This window comes from Mycobacterium sp. ABE4_509 (genome assembly GCF_056160785.1).
Window position 1 is genome coordinate 1 of the sequence record NZ_JBSWXU010000135.1, and the last position, 14,067, is coordinate 14,067.

General features: G+C 69.7%; 12 protein-coding genes and 2 pseudogenes. 6 read left to right on the forward strand and 8 right to left on the reverse strand.

The features are described from left to right. Positions 1-188: 188 nt before the first annotated feature. A complete protein-coding gene (locus tag ACXAID_RS22390) occupies positions 189-431 on the reverse strand; it encodes a hypothetical protein (RefSeq protein WP_475024400.1) in 243 nt (80 codons plus the stop codon). A 254-nt stretch (positions 432-685) separates the two neighbouring features. Between ACXAID_RS22390 and ACXAID_RS22395 the strand changes: the two genes are divergently transcribed. Then, a complete protein-coding gene (locus tag ACXAID_RS22395; protein ID WP_475024390.1) occupies positions 686-1,957 on the forward strand; it encodes an MFS transporter in 1,272 nt (423 codons plus the stop codon). On the opposite strand, the gene ACXAID_RS22400 is transcribed toward ACXAID_RS22395, so the two are convergent. The 4 genes from ACXAID_RS22400 to ACXAID_RS22415 form a co-directional block, all read right to left on the reverse strand. After that, on the reverse strand, positions 1,943-2,404 hold the full coding sequence (locus tag ACXAID_RS22400) for a DUF427 domain-containing protein (RefSeq protein ID WP_475024391.1): 462 nt from the start codon (positions 2,402-2,404) through the stop codon (positions 1,943-1,945). The two genes, ACXAID_RS22395 and ACXAID_RS22400, sit on opposite strands and share 15 nt — an antisense overlap. A gap of 36 nt (positions 2,405-2,440) precedes the next feature. Next, positions 2,441-3,799 carry a hypothetical protein gene (locus ACXAID_RS22405; protein WP_475024392.1) on the reverse strand — a complete coding sequence of 453 codons (1,359 nt, stop codon included), beginning with the start codon at positions 3,797-3,799 and terminating at the stop codon, positions 2,441-2,443. A gap of 270 nt (positions 3,800-4,069) precedes the next feature. Continuing rightward, complete coding sequence (locus ACXAID_RS22410) at positions 4,070-5,491, reverse strand: amino acid permease (RefSeq protein ID WP_475024393.1); 1,422 nt, start codon at positions 5,489-5,491, stop codon at positions 4,070-4,072. Further along, complete coding sequence (locus tag ACXAID_RS22415; protein WP_475024394.1) at positions 5,488-5,733, reverse strand: hypothetical protein; 246 nt, start codon at positions 5,731-5,733, stop codon at positions 5,488-5,490. Before ACXAID_RS22415 ends, ACXAID_RS22410 begins: the two co-directional genes overlap by 4 nt. A gap of 187 nt (positions 5,734-5,920) precedes the next feature. Here ACXAID_RS22415 and ACXAID_RS22420 point away from each other — a divergent pair, with 187 nt between their 5' ends. Beyond that, positions 5,921-7,807, forward strand: coding sequence for a metallophosphoesterase family protein (locus ACXAID_RS22420; protein WP_475024395.1), 1,887 nt, complete (start codon positions 5,921-5,923; stop codon positions 7,805-7,807). Here ACXAID_RS22420 and solA read toward each other — a convergent pair. After that, complete coding sequence (solA, locus tag ACXAID_RS22425; RefSeq protein WP_475024396.1) at positions 7,770-8,927, reverse strand: N-methyl-L-tryptophan oxidase; 1,158 nt, start codon at positions 8,925-8,927, stop codon at positions 7,770-7,772. The genes ACXAID_RS22420 and solA overlap by 38 nt on opposite strands. A 138-nt stretch (positions 8,928-9,065) precedes the next feature. Between solA and ACXAID_RS22430 the strand changes: the two are divergent. The 3 genes and pseudogenes from ACXAID_RS22430 to ACXAID_RS22440 form a co-directional block, all read left to right on the forward strand. Beyond that, positions 9,066-9,305 (forward strand): annotated as a pseudogene (locus ACXAID_RS22430) (MFS transporter); the annotation flags it as partial. Positions 9,306-9,401: 96 nt separating this feature from the next. After that, positions 9,402-9,872: an SRPBCC family protein gene (locus ACXAID_RS22435; protein WP_475024397.1), complete on the forward strand. Its 471-nt coding sequence runs from the start codon at positions 9,402-9,404 to the stop codon at positions 9,870-9,872. Continuing rightward, positions 9,869-10,708, forward strand: a complete 840-nt coding sequence (locus ACXAID_RS22440) for an SDR family NAD(P)-dependent oxidoreductase (protein WP_475024398.1) — start codon at positions 9,869-9,871, stop codon at positions 10,706-10,708. Before ACXAID_RS22435 ends, ACXAID_RS22440 begins: the two co-directional genes overlap by 4 nt. Positions 10,709-10,713: 5 nt before the next feature. Here the strand turns inward: ACXAID_RS22440 and ACXAID_RS22445 are convergent, their stop codons facing one another. After that, on the reverse strand, positions 10,714-11,595 hold the full coding sequence (locus tag ACXAID_RS22445; RefSeq protein WP_475024399.1) for an NYN domain-containing protein: 882 nt from the start codon (positions 11,593-11,595) through the stop codon (positions 10,714-10,716). Between the two features lie 133 nt (positions 11,596-11,728). Between ACXAID_RS22445 and ACXAID_RS22450 the strand changes: the two genes are divergently transcribed. Beyond that, the gene (locus ACXAID_RS22450; protein ID WP_475024401.1) at positions 11,729-13,921 is read left to right on the forward strand and encodes a molybdopterin-dependent oxidoreductase; all 2,193 of its coding nucleotides are present in this window, start codon (positions 11,729-11,731) and stop codon (positions 13,919-13,921) included. On the opposite strand, the pseudogene ACXAID_RS22455 reads toward ACXAID_RS22450, so the two are convergent. After that, positions 13,875-14,067 (reverse strand): annotated as a pseudogene (locus ACXAID_RS22455) (alkaline phosphatase D family protein); the annotation flags it as partial. The gene ACXAID_RS22450 and the pseudogene ACXAID_RS22455 sit on opposite strands and share 47 nt — an antisense overlap.

The following is a 14,067-nucleotide window of genomic DNA, read 5'->3' on the forward strand; positions in this document are numbered from 1 at the left end:
GCCAGCAACGCCGCGGCCACGCCGGCGCCGGCCATCCCGACCTGCGCCCAGCGCACCACGGGCCGCCCGCGACGGTCCGTGCCCGTTGGGCGGTCACCACACGTCAGGGGCACAGTTCGACCTCCCGGGGAATGGATTCTCGAACCGATTAAACCCGCTCGGCGGCCGCCGCGTTGACCAACGCGCAGTTATTCGCAGCCGACTCCGTTGCCGTCGCGGTCCAGGCCGTAGATGTCGGTGCCGACGACGTTCACCGGCCCGGACACGTACTCCGGTCCGTTGCCGCTGCCGCCGGCACAGTCGACGTCGCTGGCGACAGGGACACACGCGCCCGAGTAGTTGGGGTCGCAGTTCTGCTCTGCCGCAGCCGGTGGGGCCCCGACCAGCGCGCCGGCCGCCGCCACGGCGACAACCGAGAACACGGGCGCGATGGCGCTCCAGTTTCGGCGCCGAGAACGAATACCGCTCATGAACGCCGGAGTATAGGGCCGGAGCTCGTGTCGGCGGTCCAGAACGGTGCCGAGCGAGCCGGCGGGGCGTCGGGGATGGCCGGCCGGCGAACGTGGCGTGACGATCTCCGGAACTCGGCCCGCAGGCACCTCGCCGGCCGCGCCGCGGCCCCACCACGGCTCTACCATTCCGGCAGCGATGCCAACGTGATGTTGCGCCGGAAGGGACCTCGGGAATGCGGGTGGTGACCTCGGGGCCTGCACCGGTGCGGCTGGGCGGGTTGCTCAGCGGTGTCGTACTGACCCAGATCGTCGACAGCGCCATGCATCTGGCTCAGCCGCTGCTGGTCGCGCATCTGTCCGGATCTCTGGGCCTGGCCGCCTTCTTCGCCGCGTTCGGCACCGCCGTGCACATGTTCGGCACCTACTTCGCGGGCTGGCCCATCGAACGCTTCGGTGCCCGGCGCGTGCTGGTCGCCGCGACGCTGCTGCGCGGCGTGGTGCTGGCCGGCATCCCGATTGCCATGGTGTTCGGAACCGCCGGCCTGGCCTGGGTGATGAGCTGCTACACCGCCGAGGCGCTGGCCCGCGGCTACGTCGACGCCGCCGTGCACACCGTGCCGCTGGAGATGGCCGGTCACCGTCCGGATCTGCTGGATCGCATCAACTCCCGCTACGAGCTGTTCTTCGAGATCGGCGGCATCACCGGACCATTGATGCTCGGCAGCCTGATGATCTGGTCGGACGGAATCGTGCCGCACATCGTCATCCCGATCGGATTCGCGCTCTCGGCGGTCTGCTACCTGAGGGTGCCGGAGCGCTCGGCGGAACCGGCGGCCACGACCGTCGCCGCCGGGGACGGCCCGCCCGGCCGGCCCGGTTCGCGAGGCGGTTCCTGGACGGGGCTGAAATACATCCTCGCCCACCGGTACCTGCTCGTCGTCGTCCTCGGGATGATGTTGTTCCACCTCTACGAGCTGCGCAAGCTGCTCAGCGCTTTCTTCGCCAAGGGACTGCTCGACCAGCCCGACCTGGTCGGTCAGCTCGGAGCCGCGTTCGCCGCCGGCGGTGCGACGGGCGCCCTGGTCTACGCGATGGTCCGGCGTCACCGCCCGGGATCGCGGTGGGTGCTCGTCGGTGCGGCCGGCACGCTCGTGCTGGCGGCGGGATGGATACCGGCCGCCATGCCGGTGATGCTGGCGGCGGCGTTCTTCTTCGGCGCCGCCAACGTCTGCGCTCGCCTGGTCCTGACGAGGTGGCGCCAGGAACTGACCCCCCTCGAACTCGCCGGCGGGGTGACCGCGGCAGCCGAGTTCGGCAGGGCCGCCGTCTCCGTCGGGGTCAAGAGCCTGGTCGGAGCGGCGTTCTCGCTCGGGGTGGGGGCGTACGCGGCCTTCGCGATCGTGGGCGGTGGGCTGGGGTTGTTCGGCATCGCGCAGCTGATTCTGGCGAGGTTCCTCGGTCGGCGGCACCACCAGCAGACCGGGGTTGGATCACCACCCCCGTGATCCGGGCCCGCCCTTGAACGGACCGGTGATCCAGCTGGTGATCCACCCGCCGTAGAAGTCGCCCGGCTGGGGCAGCACTTCTTCGCCGTTGACGGTGCACCTGTCCACCAGCGACGGCATGACGGCGATCGCCCCGGCGATCTCGCCGAACGCCGTCGTCGGATTCGGATACGTCCATGCCGCACGCCGGGCGACAGTCGACGGGGTCACCAGGTCGAAGTAGCTCGCCTGCCCCTTCCACTCGCACCAGGACGAGCCCGCGGCCCGGCGCAGGACGCCATCGGAAAAACAGCTGCGGGGCAGGTAGTACGTCGGGGGGTGGCTGGTCTCCAGCACCCGCCAGGCCTGGCTGGTTTCGGCGATGACCTGGCCACCGAGTTCCACGGTGATCGCGCCGTGGAACGTCTCCAGGCGGGGCGGCCGGGGGTAGTCCCATACCGATTCCATGACGTGCTGGCGTGGTCTGCCGGTGAGCCCTACAGGTCAGTCGCCGGAATCGGACTCGTCGGCGCCGCCGTCGTCGGCGCCGCTGCCTGCGTCGTCAGCGCCGGAGCCGTATCCGCCGGGCCCGCGGACCTTCCGGACGTCGCTGCTGTCGCCGGCTTGCCCGGCATCCGAGCCGCCGGCATCGGATCCGGCGTCGCTGTCGCTGTCCGACGAGTCCTCGGACTCGTCGGAGGACTCGTCGACCACGTCGTCGAGGGCCTCGTCGTCGAGAGCTTCGTCGTCGAGAGCTTCGTCGTCGAGAGCTTCGTCGTCGACGTCGGCGGGGTCCTCGGATTCGTCGACCGTGTCCTCGGCGGGGGCTTCGCTGTCCTCGACGGCCGGCTCGGACTCGTCGACGAGTTCCTCGGTGACCTCACCGGGGTCCTTCACCGGGGTCTCTTCGGTGTCGTCGGTCGTCTCGTCGGCGGCCTCGGGTGCACCCGGGGTGGTGGTCTCGTCCGAGGTCTCCTCGGCGCCGGCCTCCTCGCCGACACCGGTTGACTCAGTGACCTCGCCCGCCTCGGCGTCGGAGTCCTGCGCCTCGGCGGCGGTCAGTGCGAATGCCGTCTCGGTGGTCGAGGAGGCGAAGGGCAGCGGCGGCAGCGGCGGCAGCGGGATCGGGAACCAGCCGAAGTCCAGGATGTACTGGATCTCGTTGTTGACCCCGTTGTACAGGCCGTTGACGGCGGTGTTCACGATGTCGCTGACGCCCTGCTGCCAGACCTGCAGGTTCAGCGGATCGTTGGCCACCGGATCCAGGAAGTCGTAGACGAAGCTGTCGGTGACCGGCAGGACGAAGTCCGGGTACCAGATGTAGATCTGGTCGGAGACCAGATAGCCCAGCGGCACCCAGTCGAGCACCCACGGGCCGAGCTCCAGGGACACGTAGTTGGCCCAGTACCGCGTCACCGAGTAGACGCTGTCGATGACGTCGGACGCGGCATTGAGTGCGGTGGGATCCTCGATCGCGAGAGGCTCCACGGCGGTGATCTCGGCCGACTGACCCGCTGCGGGGACGGGCGCGCCAGGTCCAGGCTGAGGCGGTGTGTCGGGCGCCTGGTTCGAGATGCCGCGCGCCGGGTTGGCGGGAAATGCGGTGGCGGCCTCGTCGCCCAGCCGGACGGTGATCTTGCCGCGGCCGGGAAGGGAACCGAGCTCGCCGATCAGATCCAGCGCGGCCCGCACGTCGTCATCGGTGACCGGCGCCATCATGCCGCTGTCGGCGGTGAAGGTGACGGGGCGCAGCACCTCGATGGTGCGCATCGACCCGGGCAGCAGCGAGGGGGTGAACGCCAGCGCGCCGCCGGTCAGTGCGGCGATACCGGCGGTGAGCACCGCTCGTGCTGAAACGTGCATCCGGCCCCACCTACCAATCGACAAACCCGCCCAGGGTCAACATACGCGCTACTTGGCAAATTCACAGCATTTCCTTGTCCGCGGCACGGGCGTGTTTCGCGCAGAATCGAGCCGAGATCATGACGCTCACCACCCGGTCGCTGCAACTGCCAGCGTGTTTGCCCTGCTCGCCGCGGGGGATCGGGTCGCGCTCGCGGATCGGTGGATCCGGCGTACCGCGCCACCGCCGGGCCGGTGATGGGCGGGCCCGAGCGAACACCCGGTGGCGGCTCAATGGTGCGGATGCGCCACTCGGTCACGGACCAGGAACCACCCGCCGATCAGTGCCGGCACGACGAGCACCAGGCTGGCCACGGTGCCGGTGCCGACCGGGTAGTCGAAGGCCATCAGGACCAGGACGGCGGCCAGGAACGCCAGCGTCAGGTAGCCGCTGTACGGCGCGCCGAACATCCGGAACGACGGCCGCTCCACCCTGCCCTGGCGGGACCAGCGGTACAGCTGAAGCTGGCAGATCACGATGGTCGCCCACGACGCCAGGATGCCCAGCGAGGCGACGTTGAGGACGATCTCGAACGCCCTCGACGGCACGAGGCCGTTGAGCAGGACGCCGACCAGCCCGATCGCCGCGGTCAGGCAGATACCGCCGTAGGGCACGCCGCGACGGGACATCTTCGCCGTGAACGCCGGGGCGCTGCCCGCCACCGCCATGGACCGCAGTATTCGTCCGGTGGAGTACAGGCCGGCGTTGAGGCTGGAGAACGCCGCGGTCAGCACGACGAGGTTCATCACCGTCCCGGCGCCGGGCAGGCCGATGGAGGCGAAGAAGGTCACGAACGGGCTCTCGTCGGCGTGGTAGGCGGTGTAGGGCAGCAGCAGGCCGAGCAGGAACAGCGATCCGACATAGAACAACGCGATACGCGCGATGACCGAGTTGATCGCGCGCGGCATGACCTTCTCGGGTTCGGCGGTTTCGCCGGCGGCGGTCCCGACGAGCTCGACTGCGGCGTAGGCGAAGACAACCCCGGAGGTGACCATGACCAGGGGTAGCAACCCGACCGGGAACAGGCCGCCGTGGTCGGCTATCACGCTCAATCCGGTTGCCTGGCCGTCGATGTCGTACCTGCCGGCCAGGACGACGGTGCCGATGATGAGAAAGGCCACCAGCGCGACGACCTTCACCAGGGCGGCCCAGAATTCGAGTTCGCCGAACAGGGTGACCGAGATGAGGTTGATGCACAGCACCACCGCCAGCGACACCAGCGCGATGACCCACTGGGGGACGGCCTCGAACGCCGTCCAGAAGTGGAAGTAGGTGGCGATCGCGGTCGAATCCACGATTCCCGTCATGGCCCAGTTGAGGAAGTACAGCCAGCCGGCGGCGTAGGCGGCCTTCTCGCCCAGGAACTCCCGGGCGTAGGACACGAACGATCCCGACGACGGCCGGTGCAGAACGAGCTCGCCGAGTGCGCGCAGGATCAGGAAGACGAAGACCCCGCAGAACGCATACACCAGGAACAGCCCCGGCCCGGCGCTGGCCAGCCGGCTGCCGGCGCCGAGGAAAAGCCCGGTTCCGATGGCGCCGCCGATGGCGATCATCTGCAGCTGACGTGGCCGCAGGCTCTTGTGGTAGCCGGCGTCCTCTTCGGTCAGCGACGGCTGCTCGGTGGCGGCCAACCGCGGTGCTGTGGTCATTGCTCGCCTGTCTGCCGGTCGGCGGCGGCATCGTCACCGTCGGCCGGGGTGTGAGGTGGGGTGGGCATGTCCCGGAAGGTGAAGATGAAGCCGAATCCAGCAGTCCCGAAGGCGATTACATATCCGACAACGGCGAACCAGCCGATGTGCAGGTAGGCGGTGACGGCCACGATGACCATGGCGATGAACACCATGGACATCCCGATCAACGGGGTCTTGGCCTGGAAATCGACGAAACGCACCGGCTTCCCCTCGGACTGGACAGAAAATGTTGAACAAGTAAACACTCGGGAAGTCCAAGTGACCTCGCCGGAAAACGAACCGTTTCCTGGCCGTAACAGCCGGCCGTCGCAGGTGCCGGCCCGACCGGGCGGCGGCCGGCAACCTCGCCGACAGGTTGTGTCCACCCCGGTGCGGGACAGTGGGATCATGTCCGCGCACCCGTCGATCCCCGGTGGTGGCCGCCGGATCGCCCTGATGATCGCGTGGGCGGCGGTGGTGACGTCGACACTGTGCATCGCACCGGTGCGTGCCGCCGAACCGCTCGACCTGCTCACTGACCCGTTCCTGCAACGACCGGGCCCCGGCTCGGTCGAGGTCGCCTGGTTCACCGAGTTCGTCGGGGACGACCACCACGTGCTTGTCGGCGCCGACGTCGGCGACCTGTCGTACGGCGATCTGCGCCAAGCGGTCAGCCGCGGCGGCGCGCCCGGGGTCCGGGTCTTCACCGCCCAGACCGCTGCGCTGTCCCGAGTCGCCGAGGACGCCGACTCGAAACTGCCCGCCGGGCGCAGGCCGGCAACCGGCATCGCCGCGCGCGATGTCTACCGCCACCACGCGGTGGTGACCGGCATCGGCGTGCAGCGGGAGCCCTACCGGGTGGTCAGCACCCGCGGCGGCGCGCTGGTGGCCTCGGATGCGTTCACGTTGCGCGCCGCACTGGGGCCGGCCGATCCCGCGGTGATCCTGCTGACCTCGGATCTGCAGCTGATGGCCAACACCCCGGCCAACCTCGAGCTGGCCGCCCGCACCGTCGGCGCTGAACTCGGTGCGATCGACGCGGTGCTCCTGCCCGGCGACCTGATCAACATCCCCGACCGCGCCTCGGAGTGGTTCGACGACGAACGCGGCGCCGCGTTCTTCCCGGTCATGCAGGGCCGCGGCGGTCGGGCCGCCGCGGACGGCACCGTCTACCGCGGCGGCCAGATCATGCAGCACGCGCCGGTGTACCCGGCGATCGGCAACCACGAGGTGCAGGGCCGTCGTGCCGGGCACACCGCGCTGAAGGACTCCTTCGCCAACCCGGTTCCGCGCACCGTCGCCGAAACCGCCTACGCCGCTGTGGCCGACATCGTCAACCCCACCGGGGACCCGGTCATGCGGGCCCGGTGGATCGAGGACAACTCCTTCTCCACTACGACCTACGAGGAGATCTTCTCGCTGCCCGCCGCCGGTCCGGGCGGGGAGCGCTACTACGCCACCACGGTCGCCGGCGTCCGGGTCGTCTCGTTGTTCGCCACCCGCATCTGGCGCTCCGCGCGCGCCGACCCGCAACCGGATGCCCGCACGGTCACCTCGCGCTTCCAGGAATCGCGTGCCGATCTGGCCGATCCGCTGGCCCAGGGCCACGGTGCGTTCGTGTTCGACGACCTCAGCGTCGGCGCGCCGCAATACGAGTGGCTGGTGGCCGAGCTGAACTCGGCGCCGTTCCGCGACGCCGAGTACACGGTCGTGATGATGCACGAGGGCCCACAAGGCCTGGGCGAGAACATGAGTCCGCCGTTCGCCCATCCACGCCGAATCGAGGAACGGGATGAGGCCGGGGAACTGGCCGGCATCCGCTATGAGTACCCGGCGTCGGAGAACATCCTGGTCGCCGATGTAATGCCGGTGCTCGAAGCCGCCGGTGTCGACCTGGTCCACAACGGCCACAGTCATCTGTGGAACCGCTTCGTCTCGGCCGGCGGCGTCAACTACCTCGAAGCGTCCAACACCGGCAACAGCTACGGCGCCTACGTGGCCGAGTCCGGGAACAGTCGCCCCGTCCCGCCCGCGCCATGGGAGCCCGCCAACTACCTCGCCCAGGGCAGCCCGGGAGGGCTGACGGCGGTGGTGCCCACGGTCGCGCCCCTGCGGGAGGCCGACGGCCGGCCGCTGCCCTACATCGCCGACGACGGCGCCGTGGTCTTTCAGGCGCTGAACACCGCAACCGGGACCGTGACGAGCTGGTACGTCGACATGGCCGACCCGCAGGCCGGAGCGGTCAGGTTCGACGAGTTCAGGCTGGGGGGTGGGCGCGGTGCGCGGCCAGCGTGAACACCGGGTCGGCGAATGACGACCGGCCGTCGAGCGCCAGGTCGGCCAGTGTCCGTCCCCACACCGGGGCGAACTTGAACCCGTTGCCGCTCAACGCCGTCGCGATCACGATCCGGCCCCCGGCGAGGGTGTCGACGACCGGCATCTTGCCCGGGGTGAAGGATTCGCCGTGCACCGACCACCGGGATGCTTCCGGGATCAGGTCCGGCAGCATCCTGCGCATCTGGTCGCCCGCCCACCTGAGTTGCTCGCGGGTCAGCGTCGTGCCCCGGTCGGCCCAGTCCTCGACGAGCGGGAACTCGATGGTGGGTGTCGCCTTGACGCTGTAGCCGTCCAGGGTGGGAATCCCGAAGGCGTGGACGCCGTCCAGGTCGCGCATGAACCCGGGAAACCGGTCCGGCGTGAACGCTTCGATGTGGCGCGGCAGGAACCAGATCAGCGGGTAGGACGTGACTTTGACCAGGTCGCCGAGTTCGGGCAGGAGCCGGGTGGTCCACGGCCCCGCGGTCACCACGACCCGGCGCGCCCACAGCTCGCCGCCGGTACTGAGCACCCGGACCCCGTCTCGGTGCGTCTCGACGGCCGTCACCGTGGTGTCGTAGTGCGCCGTGCCGCCGTGGGCCAGCGCCTGATGGGTGGCGGCGGCCACCGCGAGCTCGGGGCGCAGCACCCCACCCAGCGCGTCCAGCACGCCGACATCGTCGTCCCGGATGTGGAACTGCGGATAGCGGCTGCGCAGCGCGGCGGGGTCGAGGATCTCATGCGTGAGACCGAACTCGGTGCACGTGGCCACCGTCGAGGCCAGGTCGGGGTGGCCGCGCGGGCCCAGGCTCAGCGCCCCGACCGGCAGCAGCAGATGCTGCCCGTAGGCCCTGCCCAGCTCAGCCCACAGCTCGCGGGAGCGCAGCAGCGCCGGGGTGAACACCCGGCCCTCCTTGGCCGCGACCCGGAACAGCCGCGACTCCCCGGCGTAGGCCCCGTGCACGTGCACCCGGCCGAACTGCTCCACCCCGACGACATCGACACCACGGAGGGCCAACTGCCACAACGCCATCGACCCCAGCGACCCCAGGCCGACCACCAACACCTGGTGCAACTGCGAGCCGGAGGGAACCGTCACCTGAGCCATCCTGCACCGATCACGACCTGCGCGCTGGGTGTGAATCGCGGGGGTGCGAGCACATTGGCAGCGCACAGGGGGCAAAGTTCGGTGATGACAACCCGTGAGCGCGACGATTCGCGCACGTTCTTCGGTCATCCGATCGGCCTGTCGGTGACGACCAAGCTGGCCCCGGACGCGTTCCGCGCCCAGATGATGGCGCTCTACTTCTTCTCGGTCGGGTTGGGCACCGCGATGTCGGGGCTGCTGGCCGGCTATTACACCGTCGAGGGTGAGGTCGCCTACTTCGGCATCCTGGGTCTGGTCGCGATCTCGGTCGGGGTCGTCGTGTTCGCGATCGCGCCGTGGATCAGCCGGCAGATGGAAGGTGTGCACTGACCGCGACGCCGCGCCGAGCGTCCGTCCCACCGGTCATACTGTTGCATCAACGGTATAAGCTCCTGTGCGCGCCGATGCGAAGAACAGGAGCCCGCCGTGCCAGTGCTGCAGAAGGGCGAGACGATCACCGCCACCACCGTGCTGCGGGCGACACCGCACGCGGTGTACCAGCTGGTCTCGGATGTGACCCGCATCCCGGAATGGAGCCCGGAGACCGTCCGCGTGCAATGGGTCTCCGCTGACCGGTTCCGGGCGTGGAACCGGCGCCGGCTCGGCCGCTGGCGCACCGAGGCCAGGGTCGTCGAGGCCGTCGCGGACGAGAGGTTCTCCTTCGTCGTGGAGGCGATGGGCGGCGACTGGACACAATGGAGCTTCGTCATCGAGCCCGGCCCCTCCGACGCAACGGTCCGTCTCACCGAGGAATGCCGGATGTGCGTGGCGCTGCCGGTCGGCGTCGTGGTGTTCGAGCACCTCGCGTTGTTCGTCCGGGACCGGCGCACCGACCTGCAGGCCAACCTGCAGCTCTCGCTGGACCGTATCCGCGCCCTGGCGGAGGCGCAGAAATGAGCCGCGACGTCGCCGTCGTCACCGGAGCCGGGTCCGGCATCGGTCGTGCGCTGACCATCGCGCTGACCCGGCGCGGTGTCCACGTCGCCGCCTCTGACGTCGACCCGGACGGGCTGGCCGAGACGGCGGCGGCCTGCGGCGCCGCGACGACCACCACCTATCGGGTCGACGTCGGTGACCGCGAGGCCATGCTCGACTACGCCGGGCAGGTCCGTGACGAGCTCGGTTCCGCGTCGTGGGTGTTCAACAACGCCGGTGTCGATCTGGTCGCCAGCGTGGCCGACATGACGTGGAACGACCTCGACTGGCTGCTGCGGATCAACGTCGGCGGGGTCCTCAACGGCACCAAGGCGTTCCTGCCGCACCTGATCGAGTCGGGCTCGGCTGACCGTCCCGGGCGACTGGTGAACCTCTCCAGCGCCTTCGGGCTGATCGCGGTTCCCTACCAAAGTGCCTACAACACATCCAAGTTCGCGGTGCGGGGGTTCACCGAAGCGCTGCGGCAGGAGATGATCATCGAACGTCAGCCAGTCACCGTGCACTGCGTGCACCCGGGGGTGGTGCGGACCAATTTCGCGGTGAACATGCGCACCGACGCGACGGTCAGCGACCGCGATCAGACCGTGCGGATGTTCCAGCGGGCGGCGATGACCTCCCCGGACAAGGCGGCCGAGGTCATCCTGCGGGGCGTGGAGCGCAACCGGGCCAGGATCCTGATCGGCCCGGACGGCCGCGTGATGGCCGCCGCCCCGCGGGTACTCGGGGCGGCCTATGTGAACCTGCTGGCGCGGGCGGCGCGGCTGGCCGGTGCGCAGGACAGGCTCGGCGGAGGCTGACCGGCTCAGGTCTCCTCGCGCAACCGCACCATATGCGTCGTCGAGCTCTCGTCGAGCTCGACGACGTCGGAGCGGGACCGCAGAAAGTCGCTGAAAGACTTGCAGCCCAGCGACTTCTCGCTGAACGACGGATCCATTCGCTTCATCTGAGCCTTCACCGCCGAGTTGTGCAACCAGTCCACATCGTCTTTCTCCATGCCGATGCGCAGCGCGCGGGTCAACAGCCCGGTGGCCGCGGTCTGCGGGTCGGGCGTCTCGGTGTCCGGCGACGCCTTGGTCCGCCGGTTCCGCTTCTTCGGCGCGGGCTTGCCGTCGGCGTCCGGAGCCGGCTCGAACACCGGAATACCGGGCAGCGCGTCGTAGGTGACGAACTCGTCGCACGCCGAGGCCAGCGCCCGGCTCGAGGCGCCGGCCACCCCGATTCCCACGACGTAGCGGCCCAGCCGCTTGCAGCGCTGCGCCAGCGCGATGTAGTCGGAGTCGCCGGCCACGATCACCACATGGGTGAGGTCGGGCAGCCGGAACATGTCCTCGACCGCGTCGACCGCAAGCCGGATGTCGGCCCCGTTCTTGCCGTAGGCCGCGGCGGGGAACAACTGCACCAGGTCCACCGCCCGGCCCACCAACTGATCCCGGTAGCCGGCGTTGACGTCGGCCGACCAGTCGGCGTAGGCGCGGGTCAGCACCAGGGTGCCGAACGAGGAGGCGAAGTCGATGATCGCACCGACGTCGACCCGGGCCCGCTTGAGCCGCTCGGGGTGGTCGTCGGGCTGCTTGGCTTTGTCTTTCTGGAACGAGCTGCGGCCGTTGACCTGGTCGTACCGGGAGATCACGATGTTGTCGAAGTCGAGGTAGACAGCGACGCGGGGGGTGCCGGCTTCGGTCATGGGCACCAGTGTGGCCCATCGCGCCGGCCGCCGAGTCGGGGACACCACACCACGCCGGTGAACAGTTTCGTGGAAATGTCTATCGGAGCGCGGGTCGAGGTGCGACGGTATGGGCGGACAGAAAGGGCCACCGATGGCTGTCGAGCACCACATCACCTACTGCCGCATCTGCGAAGCGCTGTGCGGCCTGATCGCCACCGTGGAGGACGGCCGGCTGCAGTCGTTGCGCCCCGACCCCGACCATCCGCTGTCCCGGGGCCGGGCCTGCCCGAAAGGGATCGCCTTCACCGACATCCAAAACGATCCCGACCGGGTGCTCGCACCGCTGCGCCGCCGCGCAGACGGCACCTTCGAAGAGGTCAGCTGGGATGAGGCGCTCGACGACATCGCCGCCCGGCTGGGCCGCATCGTCGCCGAGCGCGGCGGCAGCGCCGTCGGTCAGTACTTCGGCAACCCCATCGCCTTCGGCTACGCCAGCGGCATCTGGTCGGGCTTCTTCCTGACCCGGCTCGGCGGCCACCACCAGTATTCGTCGGGCTCGCAGGACATCAACTCCCGGTTCGTGGCGAGCAAGCTGCTCTACGGTGCGGCCAGCCAGATCCCGTTCCCGGACCTGCCGCGTACCGACTTCCTGTTCATGCTCGGCGCCAACCCGCTTGTCTCGCACGGCAGTGCGGTCCGGGCCCCGCGCATCAAAGACGATCTGGCCGGGATCGCCGGCCGGGGCGGTCGCGTGGTCGTCGTGGATCCGCGCCGGACCGAGACCGCCCGCGTCTACGAGCATCTGCCGGTGCGGCCCGATTCCGACGCCTGGTTGCTGCTGTCGATGCTGTACGTGATCTTCGACGAAGGGCTGGCCGACACCGCCGCATTGCGGGCGCAGACGACGGGGTGGCAGACACTGCGCGACCTCGTGGGCGGCTACCCGCCCGAGGACACCGCGGATCGCACCGGGGTGGCGCCCGAGGTGCTGCGCGCCCTGGCGTGTGACTTCGCGACGGCACCGAGGGCGGTGGCCTACGGCCGCACCGGAGCGTGCCTGGGCCGGCACGGCACGCTGGTCAGTTTCCTGCTCGACGCGTTGAGCATCGTCACCGGCAACCTCGACCGGGCAGGAGGAATGTTGTTCGCCCCCGGCGTGATTCCCCTCGAGGAGATGGGGGAGAAGGCCGGCAAGATGACCTACGACAGTGCCCGCTCGCGGATCGGCGCCCTGCCGGAGGTGATCAGCACCTACCCGGCCGCGCTGATGGCCGAGGAGATCCTCACCCCCGGCGAAGGCCAGCTACGCGCGCTGATCGTCACCGCGGGTAACCCGGTGCTCACAGTTCCCAACGGGCCCATGCTGGACAAGGCGCTCGAAGAACTCGACCTGCTGGTGTCGCTGGACCTCTACGTCAACGAAACCAACCGGCACGCCGACTACGTGCTCCCGGCCACCACCTTCCTCGAGCGCTACGACGTGCCCTTCACCTTCTCCAACTGCTCGCCGACGGTGTTCGTGCAGGCCGCCGAGCCGGTGCTGGCCCCCTACGGGCAGGCCCGCAACGAGTGGGAGGTGTTCGACGAGCTGGCCCGCCGGATGGGGCTGTCCTTGTTCGCGACCGGCCCGCTGCAACGGCTCAACGGAGTACTGACCTGGCTCGACCGGCACCGCATCGGTCGGCTGACCCCGCGCCGGATGGTCGAGGCACTGATGCGGATCGGACGTTACGGTGACTGGTTCGGTTTGCGCCGCAACGGGTTGAACCCACGTCGGCTGCGGGACAACCCGCACGGCGTGGTGCTCTCCGAACACGCCGGCGTCGGTCTGCGCGCCGACGTGGTACGGCACCGCGGAGCGTTGGTGGCGCTGGCGCCGCGGGAGATCCTCGACGAGGTCGGCCGGCTCGGCGAGCGCCATCGGGCCGACCCCGAGTTCCCGCTGATGGCGATCGGAATGCGCGAGATGCGTTCGCAGAACTCGTGGATGCACAACAGTCCGACGCTGATGAAAGGCGATCGACGCCACCGGGCCCGCATCAACCCCGCCGACGCCGCTGCGGCCGGCGTGACCGACGCCGCCGCGGTGCGGATCACCTCGCCGCACGGGGCGATCGAGACCGAGGCGCAGCTCACCGACGACGTTGCCCCGGGCACGGTGGCGATACCGCACGGCTGGGGGCACCGCGGCGGCTGGCAGCTGGCCAACCGCTCCGGCGGGGCCAACGTCAACGAACTGACCTCCAACGACGCCGCCGACCTCGAACGGCTGGCGGGTATGTCGGTGCTCAACGGGGTTACGGTGCGGATCGAGCCGATCGACCAGGTGGCACCGAGTCGGTGAGCGCGACGCGGGCGACGACGGCCAATCGGCGGTCGTCGCCGGGCTGCTCGAACACCACGTCGGCGTCGCGCCCGGTCGCGCGCAGCGTGGCGATGGTGTTGCCGAACAGCGGTCCGCCGCGGTTGTGCCACGTCATCGGCAGGGCC

What these genes read in the sequence shown, in the direction of transcription:
- ACXAID_RS22395 (WP_475024390.1), top strand. Translation starts at nt 686, where the DNA reads ATGCGGGTGGTGACCTCGGGGCCTGCACCGGTGCGGCTGGGCGGGTTG.
- ACXAID_RS22400 (WP_475024391.1), bottom strand. Translation starts at nt 2,404, where the DNA reads ATGGAATCGGTATGGGACTACCCCCGGCCGCCCCGCCTGGAGACGTTC.
- ACXAID_RS22405 (WP_475024392.1), bottom strand. Translation starts at nt 3,799, where the DNA reads ATGCACGTTTCAGCACGAGCGGTGCTCACCGCCGGTATCGCCGCACTG.
- ACXAID_RS22410 (WP_475024393.1), bottom strand. Translation starts at nt 5,491, where the DNA reads ATGACCACAGCACCGCGGTTGGCCGCCACCGAGCAGCCGTCGCTGACC.
- ACXAID_RS22420 (WP_475024395.1), top strand. Translation starts at nt 5,921, where the DNA reads ATGTCCGCGCACCCGTCGATCCCCGGTGGTGGCCGCCGGATCGCCCTG.
- ACXAID_RS22440 (WP_475024398.1), top strand. Translation starts at nt 9,869, where the DNA reads ATGAGCCGCGACGTCGCCGTCGTCACCGGAGCCGGGTCCGGCATCGGT.
- ACXAID_RS22445 (WP_475024399.1), bottom strand. Translation starts at nt 11,595, where the DNA reads ATGACCGAAGCCGGCACCCCCCGCGTCGCTGTCTACCTCGACTTCGAC.
- ACXAID_RS22450 (WP_475024401.1), top strand. Translation starts at nt 11,729, where the DNA reads ATGGCTGTCGAGCACCACATCACCTACTGCCGCATCTGCGAAGCGCTG.